Source organism: Amycolatopsis balhimycina FH 1894 (assembly GCF_000384295.1).
GTDB classification, from domain to species: Bacteria; Actinomycetota; Actinomycetes; order Mycobacteriales; family Pseudonocardiaceae; genus Amycolatopsis; species Amycolatopsis balhimycina.
In genome coordinates, this window is the sequence record NZ_KB913037.1 from 1290003 (window position 1) to 1307538 (window position 17536).

Sequence of the window (17536 nt, forward strand, 5' to 3'; positions counted from 1 at the left end):
GGACCGGATCAGTCCGCTGTGGACAGACCGGCGGACAGACCGGCGGACCGGCCGGCGCGCTGGGCGTCCAGCGCCGTCACCGCCACGTGCAGCTGAGCCCGCAGGTCGCCGGATTCGAGGTCGCCGCCCAGGATCTGCTCGATCTGCCGCAACCGCTGGTACAGCGCCTGGCGGGACAGGTGGCTGCGCCGCGCGGTGGTGGACTTGTTCCCCGCCGACGCGAGGTAGTGGCGCAACGTGCCCAGCAGGTCGGTGCCGTGGGTGTGGTCGTGGCTCAGCAACGCCGCCAGCTGGCGCTCGGCGTAGGCCTGCACCCGGAGGTCGTCACGCAGCGAGTAGAGCAGCTCGGGCAGGCCGACGTCCCGGATGGTGTACACCGCCGGCGGCAGGTGCGGCGGTACCGCTCCGGCGACTTGGTCCGCTTCGGCCGCGGAACGGGCCACATCGGACAGTTCACCCACCTCCGCACCGACGTGGACCGCGGCGCCGGCCAGCCCGGCGATCTCCTCGGCCAGTGGCCGCCAGCCGCCGGGCTCGCGGAACGTCAGCAGCACGCCGACGCCGCGTTCGCCCAGGTCGCCGACGAGCGCACTGCCTTCGAAGCGGGCCCTCAGCTTCTCGAGCAGGATCGCCCGGTCCACCGGCCGGATGAGGACCACCACGAACAGGCGGCCCTGCGCCGGCACGCCGAGCGCCGCGATCCGGACGCGGGTGTCCTGCCAGGACAGCTGCCGGTGTTCCAGCACGTCGAGCAGGGCGTCCCGGTGAGCCTGGTCCTCCCACCGCGTCTCCTGCGTCAGCCGGGCCAGTGTCACCGCGCCCGCCGCGCGTTCGAGGACCAGGACGTGCTCGGCCCGGAACGGCTCTTCCGCGGTGGGCAGCATGACCAGCCTGCCCCACTGCCGGCCACGGAACTCCACCCGCGTGACGAGCCACCCCTCGTCCCCGCGGACAGCGGTGCGGTCCGCCGGGGACGGCGTGGCCCGTGAGCGCGCCTCCCACCGGTCGAGCACGTCCTCGAGGCTCCGCTCCCCCGTGGCGAACACGAGTGCCTGGTGCGTGAGGTTCTCCAGCACGACGGCGTGCCCGGTCATGGTGACCGCCGCCCGGACGACCTCGCCGGCACCGGCGCCGCGTTGCGAGAGGGCGGTGAACGTGTCGTGGACCCGCTGCGCGGCGCGCAGGGTGCGGACCTGGCTGCTCACGATCAGGGCGTGCAGTTCCTGGGTCACGTCGATGAAGCGGACTTCGCGGCGCAGGACGATCAGCGGCACGCCCCGGGTGCGGAAGCCGGCGACGAGTTCGTGCGGGACTTCCCGGTAGCGGCGGCCGAGTTCGAGCACCACGGCCGCCGCGCCGACCTCCGCGATCTCGGCCGCGTAGTCGTCGAGGCGCGCCGGGAAGCCGATGCCCGTGGTCAGCACCAGCTCGCCGCCGTCCAAGGCGGCCGTGGGGTTCGCCCACTCGGTGATGTGGACCCAGCGCACCGGCCGGTCCAGCCGGTCGTGACAGGCGACGACCTTGGGCAGGCCCCTGGCCAGCACGGGCAGGGCCAGGACCTCGGCCACCGTCACGCTTTCGCCATCACTCACCGTCATACCCTGCGCCCTCACCGCGCGGGACGCAACGAGGAGCACGACAGGCTGACCGGCAACGCCATGAAGGGCACCCTCATGGCTGTTATGTCCATGAGGGTGCCCTTCATGGCATCGGGCTCAGCGCACCGGCACCGCCACGTACTGGTGCTCGAGGAACTCGTCGATGCCGATCCGGCCGCCTTCGCGGCCCAGCCCGGACTGCTTGACGCCGCCGAAGGGTGCCGCCGGGTTCGAGACCAGGCCCGTGTTGAGGCCGACCATCCCGGTCTCCAGCCGCTCGCTCACCCGCAGTGCCCGGTCCAGGGACCGGGTGAAGACGTACGCGACGAGTCCCCACGGCGTGTCGTTGGCCCGCCTGACGACCTCGTCTTCGTCGTCGAACGTGAGGATCGCCGCGACCGGGCCGAAGATCTCGGTCGCCATCAGATCACTCTCCGGAGACACCCCGGACAGCACGGTCGGCGGGTAGAACCAGCCCGGGCCCTCGGGGCTCACCCCGCCGGTGAGCACCCGCGCCCCGCGCCGGACGGCGTCGGCCACCAGCGAATCGACCTTGCGGCGGCCGGCCTCGTCGATCAGCGGCCCGACGTCCGCCCCGGTCCGGGTACCCGGTCCGACGGCGAGCGCGCCCATCCGGCCGGCGAGCCGCGTCGCGAAGGCGTCCGCCACTTCGCGGTGGACGAAGAAGCGGTTGGCGGCGGTGCAGGCCTCGCCCATGTTGCGCATCTTGGCGGCCAGGGCGCCTTCGACGGCCTCGTCGAGGTCCGCGTCTTCGAACACGACGAACGGCGCGTTGCCGCCGAGCTCCATCGACGTGCGCACCACCTGGTCGGCGCACTGGGCCAGCAGCAGCTTGCCGACCGCGGTGGAGCCGGTGAAGGACAGCTTCCGGATCCGCCCGCCGCGCAGCAGGGGTTCGACCACCGCCGCGGCGCGGGACGTCGTGACGACGTTCAGCACGCCGTCGGGCAGGCCCGCCTCCCGCAGGATGCCGGCGAGCGCGAGGCTCGACAGCGGGGTCTGCGGCGCGGGCTTGAGCACCATGGTGCAGCCCGCGGCGACCGCGGGGCCGATCTTGCGCGTTCCCATGGCCAGCGGGAAGTTCCACGGCGTGATCAGCAGGCAGGGCCCGACCGGACGGCGGCTGAGCAGCATCCGGTTGCGCCCGTCCGGGAGCACGCCGTAGCCGCCGCCGATGCGCACGGCTTCTTCCGAGAACCAGCGGAAGAACTCGGCGGCGTAGGCGACTTCCGCCTTGGCCTCGGCGAGCGGCTTGCCCATTTCGGTGGTGATCACCAGGGCGAGGTCGTCGGCGCGGGAGACGATGAGTTCGTGCGCACGCCGCAGGATCTCGCCGCGCTCGCGCGGAGCCGTGCGCCCCCAGGATTCCTGCGCGCGCACGGCCGCGTCTTCGGCGAGCAGCGCGTCCTTCGCGCCGGCGTCGGCGACGTGGGCGACCACCTCGCCGGTCGCCGGATCGTCGACCGGCATGGTGGTGCCGTCCACGGCGTCCAGCCACGTTCCGTCGATGAAGAGCTTGCCGGGCAGGTCGATCATGGGGCTCTCCTGTGGACGGAGGAAGTCGGGACCTTCCGAGCCTGATCGCCGGGGCGGGGCCCGGCAAGGACGGATGTGTCAGCTCCGGCGGCCGTCCGCTTGACGTTTTGTCAAGCCGTCCGGCCCGCCCGGTCGCGTAGCGTCGGAACCGTCCGCAGTGGATGGTCACGCCCGCCGAGCCGCCTGGAGAACACCGTGCCGGAGAACGAGTTCCGCGTCCTCGACGGACCCGCGCTGTGGAGCGCGCAGGCTCACCTGCCGTCGGTCCTCGGCCGTCAGCTCGTCGTCACCCGGGCCGAGGGCAGTTACGTGCACACCGCCGACGGCCGCGCCCTGTTCGACGGCACCGCGGGCCTGTGGCACGCCAACGTCGGCCACGCCCGTCCCGAACTGGCCGACGCGGCGTATGCCCAGATGCGGCGTCTCGAGACCTACCACGTCTTCGGCCGCTACCTCAACGACCGCGCGGTGGAGCTGGCCGACCGGCTCGCCGCGCTGTCCCCGGTCGACGACGTCAAGGTGATCCTCAACAGCGGCGGCTCCGACGCGATCGACGTGGCCTGCAAGCTGGCCCGGCGGCACTGGCAGCTCGCGGGACGCCCGGCCAAGACGATCGTGCTGAGCCGGGAGTTCGCCTACCACGGCCTGCACGCCTACGGCACCAGCATCGCGGGCCTCGAGTTCAACCGCACCGGCTACGGCAGCGAGTCGCTCGTCCCCGAAACCGCGCGGATCTCGGCCGACGACGTCGCCGCGGTCGAGCGCACGGTGGCCGAGATCGGCGCGGAGCACATCGCGGCACTGGTCGCCGAACCCGTCCAGGGCACCGGCGGGGTGCACCCGCCGTCGCCGGGCTACCTCGAAGGACTGCAGCGGATCTGCCGCGACAACGACATCCTGTTCGTCGTCGACGAGGTCATCACCGGCTTCGGCCGCACCGGCACGATGTTCGCCAGTGAGCGCTACGGGCTGACGCCGGACCTGCTGACGTTCGCCAAGGGAGTCACCTCCGGGTACGCCCCGCTCGGCGGTGTGCTGATCGCTCCCGCCGTCTGGCGGCCCTTCTACCGCGACTCACCCGACACCCCGGTGTTCCGCTACGGCTCCACCTACTCCGGTCACGCCACGGCCTGCGCGGTCGCCCTGCGCAACCTCGCCCTGCTGGAGGAGGAGAAGCTGCTGCCGCGGGTCGTGGAGCTGGAGTTCCTGCTGGCCCAGGAACTCGAGGTCCTGCGCACGGTGCCCGGCGTCGCCGGCACGCGCGTCGCCGGCTTCCTCGGCGGAGTCACGCTCGACGACCACCTCGGCGCCGAAGCCGTGGCGGACGAGCTCGTGGACCACGGGTTCGTCACGCGGCCCCTGCGCGGCAACACCCTGCAGATCAGCCCGCCGTTCATCACGACCGACGACGAGCTGCGGCAGCTGGTGAAGGCGATCGGCACCGTCGTCACCGACCAGGGCGACCGGCGCGGCTAGCGGACGCTAGGCCGTCGGGTCGGGGCCGAGGACGGTGTCCAGCAGCTCGCCCAGCCGGTCGAGCTGCTCGGCGGACAGTCCGCTGAACGAGTCCTCGACGACGGCTTCGACGGCGTCCTGGCCGGCGGCCCGCAGCCGGTCGCCTTCCTCGGTCAGCCGGTGCTTCACGGCCCGGCCCGGCCCCGGCACACGCTCGATCAGCCCGCGGTCGGCCATCCGGACGGCCAGCGAACCGAAGGACTGGTCGGTCTGGAAGGTCAGCACCGCGAGCTCGTGCAGGGAGGCGTCCGGCCGGCGGTGCAGGTGACGCAGGGTGTCCCACTGGACCAGCGAGAGCCCCAGCGGCGCCAGCGCGCGGCTCAGCGCGCGGTGGTGGCGGTACTGCAGCCGCTTCACGGCCAGGGAGACGTCGGAGGGGCGGTAGAGCATGGCGGAGAGCGTACCGCACGAAGTCAGGTTGCTTATATCAGGACGCTTAGATAAGGTTCCTGATATACGACTTCGCGCAGAGAGCTGAGAAGGACTGATGAGCACTCCGATCCCCGCGGGCACCCTCCGGCCCACCCGCACGCATACCCTGCAAACCGACGGCGCCGTCGAGATCACCCTCCAGGACCGCGACCGCACCCGGCCGTTCCTGCTGCTGCACGGCGGTGGCGGCGTGCAGACCATGGCAGGCTTCGCCGATCTGCTGGCCGAGCGCACCCACTCGCGGGTGCTGCTGCCCACCCATCCCGGCTTCGCCGGCACCCCGAAGGCCGGCACGCTCACCGGCGTCTCCGCGCTGGCCGAGGCCTACGTCTCGATGCTCGAGCAGCTCGACCTCACCGACGTCACCGTGGTCGGAAACTCCTTCGGCGGCTGGCTGGCCGCCGAAATCGCCCTGTGCCACAGCCCGCGCGTCAGCGGCGCGGTGATCGTCGACGGCATCGGCATCGAGGTCGAGGGACACCCCGTCACCGACGTGAGCGGCCTTTCGCCCGCCGAACTCCGCGCGCACTCCTTCCACGACCCGCGCAAGGCACCCGTTCCGCCGGGCGGCGGCACCGGGCCCAGCCCGGACGTGGCGGCGCTGATCGGCTACACCGGCCCGGCCATGTCCGACCCGGCACTCGCGCGGCGCCTGGCCGGGGTGGACATCCCGGTCCACGTGGTGTGGGGCGAGAGCGACCGCATCGTCACCCCGGAATTCGGCAAGGCCTTCGCCGCCGCCATCCCGCTGTCGACGTTCACCGTGCTCCCCCGCACCGGCCACCTCCCGCAGGTCGAAACGCCCGAGGAACTGCTCGGCGCGCTGCTCGACCTCGGCAACCGGTGACCTCCCTACGCGACCCCTGTGCGACAAAAGGAAACGGCATGAGCACCCCTTTGACGGTGACCCGGATCGGCCACGCCTGCCAGCTGCTCGAGATCGGCGGAATCCGCGTCCTCACCGATCCGTGGTTCACCGAGACCGCGATCTACCACCAGGGCGAGCCCGTCGCCGCGACCGTCGAATCCCTGGGACAGGTCGACGCGGTCGTGGTCAGCCACGAGCACTACGACCACTGTGACCTCGACGCCCTCGTCACCGGAGGCTTCGACCTCGGCACCCCGCTCATCGGCCCCGGCACCGTCGCCACCATCGCCCGGGACAAGGGCTTCCGCGACGTCCGCGCCATCGAGGCGTGGGAGTCCACCACCGTCGGCGGCCTCACCGTGACCGCCACCCCGGGCGAGCACGGCGTCCACGAAGTCACGTTCGTCATCCAGGCCGGCGGCCGCACCGTCTTCTTCGGCGGTGACTCGCTGCGCGTGCCCGAGCTGGACACCATCCCGCAGCGGTTCGGCCCGGTCGACCTGGCCATCCTGGCCCGGTCGACCTGGCCATCCTGCCCACCAACGGATTGTGCGTCCGGCCGATGAACATGCGCCAGGTCGTCATGGACGCCGAAGAAGCCGCCGGACTGACCGCCGCGCTCCAGCCGGCCTTGGCCATCCCCCACCACTACGCCTTCCACAGCGGCCAGCTCGGCGACCGGATGATCACCCGCGGCGACCAGGACCCCCGTCACTACGCCGACGCGGTCGCCCGGCTCGCCCCCGGCGTCGAAGTCCGGCTGGTCCTGCCCGGCACCCCGGTGACGGTCGCGTGAGCGACCGCGAGTTCATGCCGGAGATCGGCGACGACCTCCCGCCCGGCGAGCGGCCGATGGTGGCCGTCGTCCGGGCGGTCCCCGGCCACGAGGAGCAGCTCGCCGCCGCCATCGCGACGCTGACCGCCGCCGTCCGGCGTGAGCCGGGCTGCCGGGAGTTCCGGTCGTTCAGCGACGTCGCGAACCCGGGCGTCTTCTACCTCTACGAGATCTACGCGAGCACCGACGCGTTCCGGGCCCATCTGAAGACCGCCCACGTGGCGCACTTCTTCACCGAGCTCGCCCGGCACAGCACCACCGACGCCACCGCGCTGGTCCAGCTCGCCGAGCTGCAAGTGTCCTAGCCGGAGAAGTGACCTCTGCGGCCTGGCCTGCTTCACCGCGCCGCAACGGCGAAGCAGGCCAGGGGCCCTCCCTCTCCCTCAGCGGGCACTCGAGCTCCTCGATCAGCTGGACGGCAGGGTCCACTGCTGGTTGGTGCCGCCGTGGCAGGTCCAGATGATCACTTTGGAGCCGTTGGCGGTCGCTGCGCCGCTCACGTCCAGGCACATTCCCGACTGGCCGTTGGTGAGGGTGCCGTTCCCGGTGGCGGTCCACTTCTGGGTGGTGCCGCCGGTGCAGGCCGCGATGACCGCCGCCGTTCCCGCGGACGTTCCGCTGCCCGCCGTGTCGAGGCACCGCTTCGTGTCACCGGAGTAGACGGTCAGCTCGCCCGCCGCCGTGCGGGTCCACTGCTGGTTCGCCCCGCTCCCGCAGTCCCAGACCTGCACCTGGGTGCCGGCCGTGGTCGACGAGCCGGGCACGTCCAGGCACCGGTTCGCGGCCACGGCGCGTACCGGGCCGGTGCCCCCACCGCCCGGGTTCTGGCCGGCGTTGAGCGCGTCGAGGACGGCGGTGTAGGCCTGCTTCTTGCCGTAGTTGCCGTCGAACAGCAGCGGGGTGTCGCCCGACCGCCACGAGTACTTGTCCGTGACGCCCCACACCGTGATGCCGGTGCACCGCGAGACCGCCATGCAGGCCTGAGTGACCTGCCGGTACTCGTTCGCCTGCGCGGACCCCGAGCCGCCGATGTCCAGCTCGGTGATCTGGACATCGACGCCGAGGTCGGCGAAGCGCTGCAGGTTCGCCTGGTAGCTGCCGAGGTTGGAGTTCGAGGAGAGGTGGCTCTGGAAGCCCACGCAGTCGATCGGCACGCCCCGGCTCTTGAAGTCCCGGACCATGTTGTAGATGCCGGTGCTCTTCGCGTTGACGCCGTCGGTGTTGTAGTCGTTGTAACAGAGCTTGGCGTTCGGGTCGGCCGTCCGGGCGGCGCGGAAGGCGTCCTCGATGTAGCCGTCACCGAGCTTCTGCTGGAAGGTCGCCTGCCGCCGGGTGCCGTTCTCCTCGAACGCCTCGTTGACCACGTCCCACGCGATGACCTGGCCCTTCCAGTGCCCGGCCACCTGGCTGATGTGGTTCAGCATCGCCGAGCGCAGGTTGCTCGCGTCCAGGCCGCCGACCCACGGCGCCAGCTGCTGGTACCACACCAGCGTGTGCCCGCGGATCTTCATGCCCCGGCTCTTGCCCTGGCTCGCGATCTGGTCACCGGGCCCGAAGTTGAACTGGTTGCGGTTCGGCTCGACCGTGTCCCACTTCATCTCGTTTTCCGGCGTGACGCCGTTGAACTCGGCCCCCCACGTGTTCACGTAGGCCGCCTCGCCGAGGTGGCTCGTCGAGATGGCGGCGCCGAAGTACCTTCCGCTCTGCGCCGCCGCGGCCCCGAGGGTGCTCGCCGCCCCGGCCACGCCAGAGGACAGCACCAGGGCGGTCGCCGACAAGCCCGCCGTGGCCAGAACGGCGACAGCTGTCCCGATCCGCCGCCGCGCGGGTGAGCCGATGTTCATCGGAGTCCTCGTTTCGTCGGGCAAGACGCGGCCACTGTCGCGCGTCGCAAGTTGTTTGAAAGGTCTTGAATGACTCATTCAGGACCTCCGAAGACCTGAATGAGTCATTCAAGACGTTCGCCCTCGCCACCGCGCGAAGTCAGCCGAGCGTCCACTGCTGGTTGCTGCCGCCGTTGCAGGTCCACAGTTCGACCGGCGCGCCGTCGGCGGTGGAAGCACCGGTGACGTCCAGGCACAGTCCGGATTGGCCGCCGGTGACCGTGCCGTTGGAATTGACGGTCCACTGCTGGTTGGCCTGGCCGTTGCAGGGCCAGGTCACGACTTTCGTGCCGGCGCTGGTGCCCTGGCCGGACGCGTCCAGGCAGAGGGTCGCGCCGCCGAGGGTGGCCGTCAGCCTGCCATCCGACGTGCGCGTCCAGGTCTGGTTCGCCTGACCGGTGCAGCCGGCGATCTGCAGCTGCGTGCCCTGCGTCGAGTTGGGCGCGGCGAGGCACTTGCCCGCCCCCACCGCGTGCAGCGGGCCGGTGCCCGTGTCGGACCCACCGGTGCCGTAGCCGGCCGCGGTGATGTTGGCCTGCACCGCGTCCTCCGTGGCGTTCGACGGGTAGCCGGACGTCATGACGCCTTCGTAGAAGGTGCCCGCGGAGCCGATGCTGTTGTCGCCGCCGGTGCCGAGGATGATGGCGCCTTCCTTGCGCATCGGGTTGTAGCCCGACACGTTCGGCCGCTTGCCGTCGTAGAACGTCGACAGGCCGCCGGACTGCGCGTTGCCACCGCGGATGGCCCAGTGGTTCGCCTCGCCCTTGATGATCGCGGTCAGGTAGCGGTGGTTGATCGTCGGGTCGTTGGCGTTGTACCCGGCGTTCACCCCGGAGTAGAGGCCGTTCTCGAGGTCGCTCATGATCCACGGGCCCGGTCCGCTGCCGTAGCCCCAGACCTTGATGTTGCCGAAGTAGATGGCCTCCATCGTGCCGTTGCCGTTGTCGCGGCTGTTGCGCTCGGCGTTGCCGTAGTCGAAGCAGCAGCCGCCGTTGTAGTGCGTGCCGTCGAAGATCGCGTACATGCCCTCCGGCTGGTCACCGGTCGCGGTGCCGGTGGCGTTGTTGTTGCGGTAGCCGGTGCCGGGAGCCACGAACACGCCGTACGCCTTCTGCCCGCCGATCGTGATCGGGGCGGCGGCCGCGTTGGCGAGGTTGTCGTAGCCGCCGGCCGCCGGTCCGGAGAACCCGCCCGGCGGCGCCTGGGTCAGGTGGTTGTTCCGGCCGGACTGGTCGTAGATGACGGTGATCAGGCAGGTCGTCCCGGCGCAGAACGAATCCTGGGCCGCGGCGTTCGCGAGGCCGCCCGCGCTCAGGACGCCGATGTCCCGCGTCGTGTTGTCCGAAGCACGCCGAACTTGGTAGAGCGAGCCGTTGTACGCGCCGTACAGCGCCCGGGTGGTGGAATGCGCGGCCACGCACGGCGTACCGCCCGCGGCGTAGAGATCGCACGGCCCCTGGGTTGCGGCCTGCGACGCGGTGGCCGTGCCGGCCACCGCCCCCGCGGCGAGCACCACCGCCGGCCACAACGTTCTCCAGCGTGCGTTCATCGGCGAACTCCTTTGTCCGGGAGGAATACGGCTAGCTTCGCGTCCACTTCTGGGCGCTGCCGCCGGTACAGGTCTGCAGGGTCACCGGCGTGCTGTTCGCGGTGCCGTTCCCGGCGGGGGTCAGGCACAGTCCGGACTGGACACCGGTGATCGTCCCGTCGGCGCCGGCGTTCCACTGCTGGTTGGCGCCGCCCGTGCAGTCCCAGATGATCGCCCGGGTCCCCGATGCCGTCCCGGAGCCCTCGGCGTCGAGGCACTTGCTGCCGTACACCTGGAGCTGCTTCGAGGAGTTGAGGGTCCACTGCTGGTTGGTGCCGCCGTTGCAGTCCCACAGCGTCACCTGCGTGCCGTTGGACTGGGACACGTTCGGGACGTCGAGGCAGCGCCCGGCCGCCGTGTTGCGCAGCACGGAGGTCGAGCCACCGCCCGAGCCGGCGACCTCGAGGTTGTCGAACTGCGCGGTCTCCCCCACGCCTGTGCCGATCCCGGCCTGGCCGGCCGGGAAGGTGCTGTCGGTGACCGTGCCGAGCACCGTGCCGTCGACGGAGGCGGTGATGGTGCTGCCGGAGAAGCCCAGAGACAGCTTGTGCCAGCTGCCGGTGCCGAGCGCGGTCGTCGTGCCGGTGCGCAGGGTCGTGTTCTGCTGGCTGGTGTTGTTCCGCCGGATCGACCAGGCGCCGGTGTCACTCACCCGCAGGTAGTACGCGTTCAGCGCGCCCTGGTTGCCGGTGTCCTGCGAACCGGCCCGGCCGAGCAGCTCGACGTACCCGGGCTTCTCCAGCAGCACGTCCGTGCTGAGCGTGTAGTTGCTCCAGGCCACGTTGCCCAGCAGCGCGTAGGGGTCGACGAACTTCTTCCAGGGGATCGTCTTCTGCGTCGCGGATTGGCGGACGCAGGTGCCCGCGCGGCCGGCGCCACAGGCCGAAGTCTCGAAAGCGCCCTCCATGTCCATCAGGTACTTGGCTTCCTTGCCCTTCGCGTATCCCTCGAAGTCATCGCTGTAAGGCAGGTTCAGCGAACCCTGCGGCGGGCTGGTCGCCGTGCCCTTGCCCTGCCCGGTGGTGGTCGTGATGGAGTAGAGGTAGCCGGGCTGGACGGTCAGGGAGTAAGCCCCGCCGGACGGGGTGATGTCGGTGCTGTGGACGAAGTGGTCGCCCGCGTTGTTCGAGTTGAGGTTGGTCGCCCACACGTGCACCTGGCCGGTGGACAGCCCGCCGGTGACATTCAGGTTGAGCGTCTGGGCCGAGGTGGCGTCCATCGTCTCGATGATCGTGCTGTAGTCGGTGTTGTTCGGCGACTTCAGCGAGACGTAGCTGCCGTTGTTGCGGTTCCCGCCGAGGTAGCCGCTGGAGGAGTCGAGGTACTTCCAGCCGGGCGCGGTGAACTGCGTCGTGTGCGCCAGCGCCCACGAGTCCTTGCCGACCGAGTAGTAGCCCGACCACGGCTGGTTGGCGAGGATCAGCCCCACGGTCGGCCACGGGATGTTCGGCGTGACGGCGGCGATCAGGTCCCAGTTGAGGTAGGCGGTCATCTTGCCGTCGAGGTAGACCCGGTTGATCCCGCGGGCCAGCGGCTTGGCGCCGTCGTTGTAGTCCTGCGAGCCGTTTTCGCTGGACCACAACGTCTTTCCGGTGTTCGTGACGTTCGCCGGGACGCTGCAGGAGGTCTGCGCGCTGAGGTAGCCGCAGGTGTAGTGGGCACTCAGCACGTCGGTCGCGTTGCGGTAGGCCGTGTTGGTCGAGATCGCGCTCGCGGGGCCCCAGTCGCCCGGCCACGAGTCACCGGAGATGACTTTGACCGCGTTGTACCCGTTGGCGTTGAGCGCATTGCGGAGGGTGACGGTCCAGTCGGCGCTCCACTGCTTCTCGTTCTGGACGCTCGTCAGGTAGTCGATGGTCAGCCCGTGCTGCTTGGCGCACCCCAGCCACGACAGGTAGTAGTCCGTGAGGTCGTTGGAGAAGAAGGTGCCGTTGCCGATCCAGCCCGGCGCACCCCAGGGCAGGCCCACCAGCTTGATGCCGGGGTTGCGTGCCTTGGCCTGTTCCATGAGCCACCACTCGTACCCGCGGTTGCAGTCGAGATCGCCGCGGAAGTGGGCGTGACTGGGCTCCGCGCCGCTCGTGGAGTTGGTGTCACCACCCATTTCCACCTTGAGGATCTGCAGGGCGGCACCGTAACCGGGCTTGAAGAGGTAGTCGAGGATCTGGCCGCGCTGCGGCTCGGGGTAGTCGATCAGCAGGCGGCTGTTGCCGCCACCACCGCTCACCGCGCCGACGCCGTCGAACGTGCGGCCGCCGGAACCTCCGTTGATCGTGATCGAGGTGGCCGCCTGGGCCGGTGCCGCGGCGACGACGCTGCCGGCCACGGCCAAGACGACCGCGGTGACCATCGCCGCCGCGGTTCGCACGCTCCGGAAGAGGGTCGCGGGCATGGTTGTCCTCACTTTCGGCGAAGGGCGGCACCGAGCGAAACTTTCGGGCTCGCCGGCGAAACAATCCAAAATTTCAGCGAAGGAGGAAACGCACTGACCCTGCCGGGGAGGCACGCGGGAAACCGCACATGAGAACCCCATCTTCGTCGATGGCGAGCAGGCCGGGCGTTAACGCTAACAGCCGCCCTGCCGCCGAACAACCGCCGTTTCCGAGCACTCCCCGCGCCTTCCGGAATCGCGCGTCCCCCGGCTCGCCGACCGGACATCGGCGCAGGTCATGGCCCTGCCACGGACATCCGGCGCCCGCCGGTTCCCGCTGCGCGCAGATGTAATTTTCCTGCCGCCGGGTGAGAACCGCACCGGTCCCCCTTTCCGATCCCGCCTTCCCCGGCTACAGTCCCGGAACACTGGGAGCGCTCCCAGAACCCCGCCGCACTCAAGAAACTCCGGCGCCACCCAGCCGTTCGAAGGAGAATGTGCATGCGAAGCAGGACAGTGGCAGCCGGTGGGCTCGCCGCGGTGGCCGCGACCGGCATCGTCACCGCGACCACCTGGGCGGGCGCACAGGCCGCCGAATCGGCGTACTACGCCGACCCGGGCACCAACGCGGCCAAGTGGGTCGCGGCGAACCCCGGCGACTCGCGCGCCGCGGTCATCCGCGACCGCATCGCCGCGGTACCGCAGGCGCGGTGGTTCACCACCACGAACACGTCCACGGTCCGCGCCGAGGTGGACGCCTACACCGGGGCGGCGGCCGCCGCGGGCAAGATTCCGATCATGGTCGTCTACGACATCCCCAACCGCGACTGCGGCGGCGCGAGCAGCGGCGGCGCGCCGTCCCACGACGCCTACCGGGCCTGGATCGACCAGGTGGCGGCCGGCCTGGCGGGCCGCCCCGCGGCCATCGTGCTCGAGCCCGACGTGCTCCCGCAGATGACGAACTGCCAGAACAGCGACCAGCAGCGCCAGACCACGGCGTCGATGGCGTACGCGGGCAAGCGGCTCAAGGCCGGCTCGGCCCAGGCGAAGGTGTACTTCGACATCGGGCATTCCGCTTGGCTTTCCGCGGGCGACGCCGCGACCCGGCTGCGGGCCGCCGACATCTCGAACAGCGCCGACGGCATCTCGACCAACGTGTCCAACTACCGCGCCACCTCCGACGAAGTCGCCTACGACAAGGCGATCCTCGGCCAGCTCGGCGACTCGCGGCTGAAGGCCGTGGTCGACACGAGCCGCAACGGCAACGGGCCGCAGGGCAGCGAGTGGTGCGACCCCGCCGGGCGCGCGATCGGCAAGCCGAGCACCAACCAGACCGGGGACGGCCAGATCGACGCGTTCCTGTGGGTCAAGCCGCCGGGCGAGGCGGACGGCTGCATCGCCACGGCCGGCCAGTTCGTGCCCCAGCGGGCGTACGACCTCGCTGTCGCGGCCGGTCCGGTCCAGACCACCACCCCGACGACCCCCACGACATCCACGACGCCCACCAGTCCCACTCCCCCGACCACCACGACACCGCAGCCGACCGGCGGGTGCAAGGTCACCCACCGGGTGGTCAGCGCCTGGTCCGGCGGGTACACCGGCGAGATCGTCATCGAGAACCGCGGGACGGCCGTCGACCACTGGACGCTCACCTTCTCCGCCCCCGGGGTCACCGTCAGCCAGGGCTGGAGCGGCACCTGGACCGACACCGGCGACATCGTCAAGGTCGACAACGTGTCCTGGAACGGCAACCTCGCCACGGGCGCGACAGTCACCATCGGCTACAACGCGAACTACACCGGCACCACGCCGCCCTTCCAGTCACCGACGCTGAACGGGGCCGCCTGCTCCTGATCGGCAAGCGGGGCGCCGCGAAACGTCATGAACGACTCTTTCCTGTCGTCGGACGACAGGAAAGAGTCGTTCATGACATCGCAGGCGTCAGACAGTGGCGATCCGCCACTGCTGGTGGGCACCGCCCGTGTAAGGGTTCTGGACGATTCGCGCGCCGTCGGCGGTCGAGGAGTTTTCGGCCTCCGCGCACCAGCCGGTCCGGACGTTCACCAGCCGGCAGACGTCGCCGGAGACCGCGACGACCTGCCACCACTGGTTGTCGCCGGAGGTGTCGCTCCACTGGTCGAGCCCGGCGCCCCGGGCCGACCCGCCCGGGCTGTCGAGCACCTTCCCGCTGTTGACGCTGACGATCCGGACCGAGCCACCGGACGCGGGCAGCAGCCGCCATTGCTGGTTGACGGCCCCGGTCCACGGCCACTGGATCACCGCGGCGCCGTCGTCGCGTGAAGCGCCCTTGACGTCCAGGACCTTGCCGCTGGCCTGGTTCACGAGCCGGCACGTTCCGGTGAGCCCGAGCGTCAGTGTCGTGCGGACGTCCGCCGTCAGCGACACCGTCCGCGCGTGCGCGCCCAGCGCCGACGGCGTCACCGGCGCGGACGTGCTGATCGACGCGATCCCCCGGCGGCAGATGAGCGTGATGTCCTGGGTGACGGCCGAGGTGACGACGGCGGTGACCGTGCGCCCGGCAATGTCCCAGGACAGCGATTCGACGAGCACGCGGTTGCGGCCGCGGACGCCGGTGATGCTGCCCTTGGCCCACTGGTCGGGCAGGGCCGGCAGCAGTTCGAGGACACCCGGCCGGGTGTAGACGAGCGCCTCGGCCACCACGGCGGGGATCGCGTTCGCCGCGTCGGTGTTGTACGTCTGCAGATCGGGGTTGTGGCTGGTCACGAGGGACCGCCACACCATGTTCCGGCCGAAGATCTTGAGCAGGTTGGCGTACACGCCGGCGCCGTCCTTCAGCCGGGCGCGCGCGAACGCCCGGTGCAGGCTGCCGTGCGCCGAGAGGTTCTCGTCGCCCCGCAGGTCGAGCGCCTTGGCGGCCTGCCCGGCCAGCGCGGGCTTGTCCTCGGGATTGATCTCGTGCAGCGGCCAGGCGCCATACAGGTGCTGTGCGTGCCGGTGGTTGTAGTTGTCGGTCAGGCCGGGCCACGACCACTCGGCCAGCGCGCCCGAACCGTTGATCGTGTACTCGGGCAGCCTGGCCAGCAACGCCTTCCACCGCTCGACGCCCTGGCCGCTCCCCTGTTCCACGCCGAGCACGCCGGCCGCGTCGATCGCGGCCTGCAGGGCGTGCTTGCCGGCCATGATGTCGCCGGTGGCGTTGATCGCGAAGTGCTGCCGGGTGCTGGCCGGGGCGTTCTCCACCGAGAAGGACGGGACGAACACCACCTTGCCCGCGGAATCCGTCTGCTTGAGGAAGTCCTCGTAGAACAGCGCCAGCTCCATCAGCGCCGGCCCGAGCTTCGTGCGCAGGAAGTCCGCGTCGCCGGTCACCTGGTAGTACTCGAGCAGCGGGTAGAGCAGCCAGTCCGCGCCGCCGGTCCAGCACTGCCCCGGGAAGTCGCTGCCGTTGAAGTGCAGCATGTGGCCGTACTCGCCGTCGGTGCGCGTCGGCGCCAGGAAACCCCGTGCCCCATAAAGCCTGTTGGCGTTGACGCGCCAGTGGGCGAGCTGGCCGAGGACCAGGTCGAAGTATCCCTGCATCGACTCGGTCAGGCTGAGGATGTTGCCGCCCGCCACCTGGAGGTTGACGTTGGCGTCGGTGGTGAAGTCGTCGGCCCAGGCGGCGTTCCAGCTCCCGGTCCACAAGCCGGTCAGCCGCGGGGGCAGCACCCCGCTGGAACTGACGAAGAGGTAGCGACCGGCGTCGTACATCCGCTCCAGCAGCGCGAGGTCGACGACCGACCGGTTGCCGTTCTGGCGGGCGATCAGTTCCGACGTCGAAAGCTTGCGGTCCGCGGCGGGAACAGTGAGGTCCAGCCGGGATCGGTCGTACAGCGACGCGTGCCGGGGCCGATGGCGCTCGAGCAGCGTCATGTAGTCCGCCGGCAGTGCCGCCAACGCCTGCTGGAGGGCCTGGGCGTCCCAGCCGCCGGCGGTTTCGTAGCGGTCCAGCTTGGTGAGCAGCAGGACCCGGGTGGCCCGGGCCACGACGAGCGACGTGCCCGAAACCGTCACCGCGGCGTCGTTGCCGGTGACGACGACCCGCGTCACGCCCTCGTAGCCGTACGCGCCGCCGGACGGGTACGTCCCGCGGAGGTTCAGGTAGCCGTCACGGCCGGAGATGGTCGCGAAGGTCTTGTAGGACACCGAATTCGGCACGCCGTCGAGCGCGGTGTCGACCGCGATGGTGGCGTCCACCGTCCGGCCGTCGGCCGCGGCCAGCTCGTGCACGACGACCCGGTCCGCGCGCGAGACGAACAGGCGGCGACGCCACACGCCGCCGTTGGTCCAGCTGTGCTCCACCTCGCCGGAGCGGAAGTCGGTGACCCGGGCGTAGCCGGCGGCCGAGTTCATCCCCGGCGTGCTGAGCCGCAGCTGGTAGCCGGGGTGGAAAGTCTGCGTCCAGCGCAGGTTCCAGCCGCCCGCGAAGGTGGCCGCCGCGCCGCCGTAGTCGCCCGCCAGCGCCTTGGCCCTGGCGGACGCGAGCAGCCCCGACGTGACCGGCGGCAGCACGCCCCGGCTTCCGTTGGGCAGGACGAACCGGTGGTGGTCGAGCACGACCCGCTCGTCGCCGGGCGTGCCGTAGTAGACCGCGCCGTACTCGCCGTTGCCGGTGACGAAGCCGTCCGGCCACCCGGACGCCGCGGCCGGGTCGAAGACGCCCCGGTCGGGCAGGACGACTTGCGGTGGCACGGCGGCTTCGGCCGTACCGGCACCGCCGAAGAAGGCCGGGGGTAGCGCGGCGGCCCCCGCGCCCGCCGCGGCGGCGGTCAGAAAGGTACGACGGGTCAGCGGCGAACGGGGGCTCTCCATCGAGGTGACTCCATTGTCGCTCGGCGGGGACAGGTGAACGAGGAGCAGGGAGACTT

The 17536-nt window shown here is 70.8% G+C and carries 13 protein-coding genes; 6 read left to right on the forward strand and 7 right to left on the reverse strand.

All coding sequences use genetic code 11. From position 1 onward, the window contains the following. Window positions 1–8: 8 nt before the first annotated feature. Both A3CE_RS0105065 and A3CE_RS0105075 read right to left on the reverse strand, forming a co-directional pair. Complete coding sequence (locus tag A3CE_RS0105065; protein WP_020638981.1) at window positions 9–1598, reverse strand: PucR family transcriptional regulator; 1590 nt, start codon at window positions 1596–1598, stop codon at window positions 9–11. A gap of 117 nt (window positions 1599–1715) precedes the next feature. Next, window positions 1716–3155 carry an NAD-dependent succinate-semialdehyde dehydrogenase gene (locus A3CE_RS0105075; protein ID WP_020638983.1) on the reverse strand — a complete coding sequence of 480 codons (1440 nt, stop codon included), beginning with the start codon at window positions 3153–3155 and terminating at the stop codon, window positions 1716–1718. Between the two features lie 195 nt (window positions 3156–3350). Between A3CE_RS0105075 and A3CE_RS0105080 the strand changes: the two genes are divergently transcribed. After that, window positions 3351–4631, forward strand: a complete 1281-nt coding sequence (locus A3CE_RS0105080; RefSeq protein ID WP_020638984.1) for an aminotransferase family protein — start codon at window positions 3351–3353, stop codon at window positions 4629–4631. Between the two features lie 6 nt (window positions 4632–4637). Here A3CE_RS0105080 and A3CE_RS0105085 read toward each other — a convergent pair whose 3' ends face one another. Then, entirely contained in the window at window positions 4638–5060 is a 423-nt protein-coding gene (locus A3CE_RS0105085) for a MarR family winged helix-turn-helix transcriptional regulator (RefSeq protein ID WP_020638985.1), read from the reverse strand. Window positions 5061–5157: 97 nt separating this feature from the next. Between A3CE_RS0105085 and A3CE_RS0105090 the strand changes: the two genes are divergently transcribed. Genes A3CE_RS0105090 through A3CE_RS0105100 form a run of 4 tightly spaced genes read left to right on the forward strand, consistent with a single transcriptional unit; the run spans window position 5158 to window position 7110 of the window. Beyond that, window positions 5158–5949 (forward strand): alpha/beta fold hydrolase, encoded by a 792-nt coding sequence (locus A3CE_RS0105090; RefSeq protein WP_020638986.1) that lies wholly within the window; start codon window positions 5158–5160, stop codon window positions 5947–5949. Window positions 5950–5987: 38 nt separating this feature from the next. Then, window positions 5988–6536, forward strand: coding sequence for an MBL fold metallo-hydrolase (locus A3CE_RS50195; RefSeq protein ID WP_020638987.1), 549 nt, complete (start codon window positions 5988–5990; stop codon window positions 6534–6536). After that, entirely contained in the window at window positions 6533–6766 is a 234-nt protein-coding gene (locus A3CE_RS58340) for a hypothetical protein (protein ID WP_020638988.1), read from the forward strand. Before A3CE_RS50195 ends, A3CE_RS58340 begins: the two co-directional genes overlap by 4 nt. Then, window positions 6763–7110, forward strand: a complete 348-nt coding sequence (locus A3CE_RS0105100; protein WP_020638989.1) for a putative quinol monooxygenase — start codon at window positions 6763–6765, stop codon at window positions 7108–7110. Before A3CE_RS58340 ends, A3CE_RS0105100 begins: the two co-directional genes overlap by 4 nt. A gap of 102 nt (window positions 7111–7212) precedes the next feature. Here the strand turns inward: A3CE_RS0105100 and A3CE_RS0105105 are convergent, their stop codons facing one another. The 3 genes from A3CE_RS0105105 to A3CE_RS0105115 all read right to left on the reverse strand — a co-directional run bounded on the left by A3CE_RS0105105 (window position 7213) and on the right by A3CE_RS0105115 (window position 12668). Next, on the reverse strand, window positions 7213–8649 hold the full coding sequence (locus A3CE_RS0105105) for an endo-1,4-beta-xylanase (RefSeq protein ID WP_020638990.1): 1437 nt from the start codon (window positions 8647–8649) through the stop codon (window positions 7213–7215). Window positions 8650–8788: 139 nt separating this feature from the next. Next, window positions 8789–10237: an arabinofuranosidase catalytic domain-containing protein gene (locus tag A3CE_RS0105110; protein WP_084641288.1), complete on the reverse strand. Its 1449-nt coding sequence runs from the start codon at window positions 10235–10237 to the stop codon at window positions 8789–8791. Between the two features lie 31 nt (window positions 10238–10268). Next, entirely contained in the window at window positions 10269–12668 is a 2400-nt protein-coding gene (locus A3CE_RS0105115) for a ricin-type beta-trefoil lectin domain protein (protein ID WP_020638992.1), read from the reverse strand. Between the two features lie 495 nt (window positions 12669–13163). Here A3CE_RS0105115 and A3CE_RS0105120 point away from each other — a divergent pair, with 495 nt between their 5' ends. Next, window positions 13164–14501: a glycoside hydrolase family 6 protein gene (locus tag A3CE_RS0105120; RefSeq protein ID WP_020638993.1), complete on the forward strand. Its 1338-nt coding sequence runs from the start codon at window positions 13164–13166 to the stop codon at window positions 14499–14501. Window positions 14502–14588: 87 nt separating this feature from the next. On the opposite strand, the gene A3CE_RS0105125 is transcribed toward A3CE_RS0105120, so the two are convergent. Next, a complete protein-coding gene (locus A3CE_RS0105125) occupies window positions 14589–17480 on the reverse strand; it encodes a glycosyl hydrolase family 95 catalytic domain-containing protein (RefSeq protein ID WP_020638994.1) in 2892 nt (963 codons plus the stop codon). Window positions 17481–17536 lie beyond the last annotated feature (56 nt).

Excerpts from the sequence above, each read along its gene's own strand:
- A3CE_RS0105065 (WP_020638981.1), bottom strand. The coding sequence starts at position 1,598 with ATGACGGTGAGTGATGGCGAAAGCGTGACGGTGGCCGAGGTCCTGGCC.
- A3CE_RS0105075 (WP_020638983.1), bottom strand. The coding sequence starts at position 3,155 with ATGATCGACCTGCCCGGCAAGCTCTTCATCGACGGAACGTGGCTGGAC.
- A3CE_RS0105085 (WP_020638985.1), bottom strand. The coding sequence starts at position 5,060 with ATGCTCTACCGCCCCTCCGACGTCTCCCTGGCCGTGAAGCGGCTGCAG.
- A3CE_RS0105090 (WP_020638986.1), top strand. The coding sequence starts at position 5,158 with ATGAGCACTCCGATCCCCGCGGGCACCCTCCGGCCCACCCGCACGCAT.
- A3CE_RS50195 (WP_020638987.1), top strand. The coding sequence starts at position 5,988 with ATGAGCACCCCTTTGACGGTGACCCGGATCGGCCACGCCTGCCAGCTG.
- A3CE_RS58340 (WP_020638988.1), top strand. The coding sequence starts at position 6,533 with ATGAACATGCGCCAGGTCGTCATGGACGCCGAAGAAGCCGCCGGACTG.
- A3CE_RS0105105 (WP_020638990.1), bottom strand. The coding sequence starts at position 8,649 with ATGAACATCGGCTCACCCGCGCGGCGGCGGATCGGGACAGCTGTCGCC.
- A3CE_RS0105110 (WP_084641288.1), bottom strand. The coding sequence starts at position 10,237 with ATGAACGCACGCTGGAGAACGTTGTGGCCGGCGGTGGTGCTCGCCGCG.
- A3CE_RS0105115 (WP_020638992.1), bottom strand. The coding sequence starts at position 12,668 with ATGCCCGCGACCCTCTTCCGGAGCGTGCGAACCGCGGCGGCGATGGTC.
- A3CE_RS0105125 (WP_020638994.1), bottom strand. The coding sequence starts at position 17,480 with ATGGAGAGCCCCCGTTCGCCGCTGACCCGTCGTACCTTTCTGACCGCC.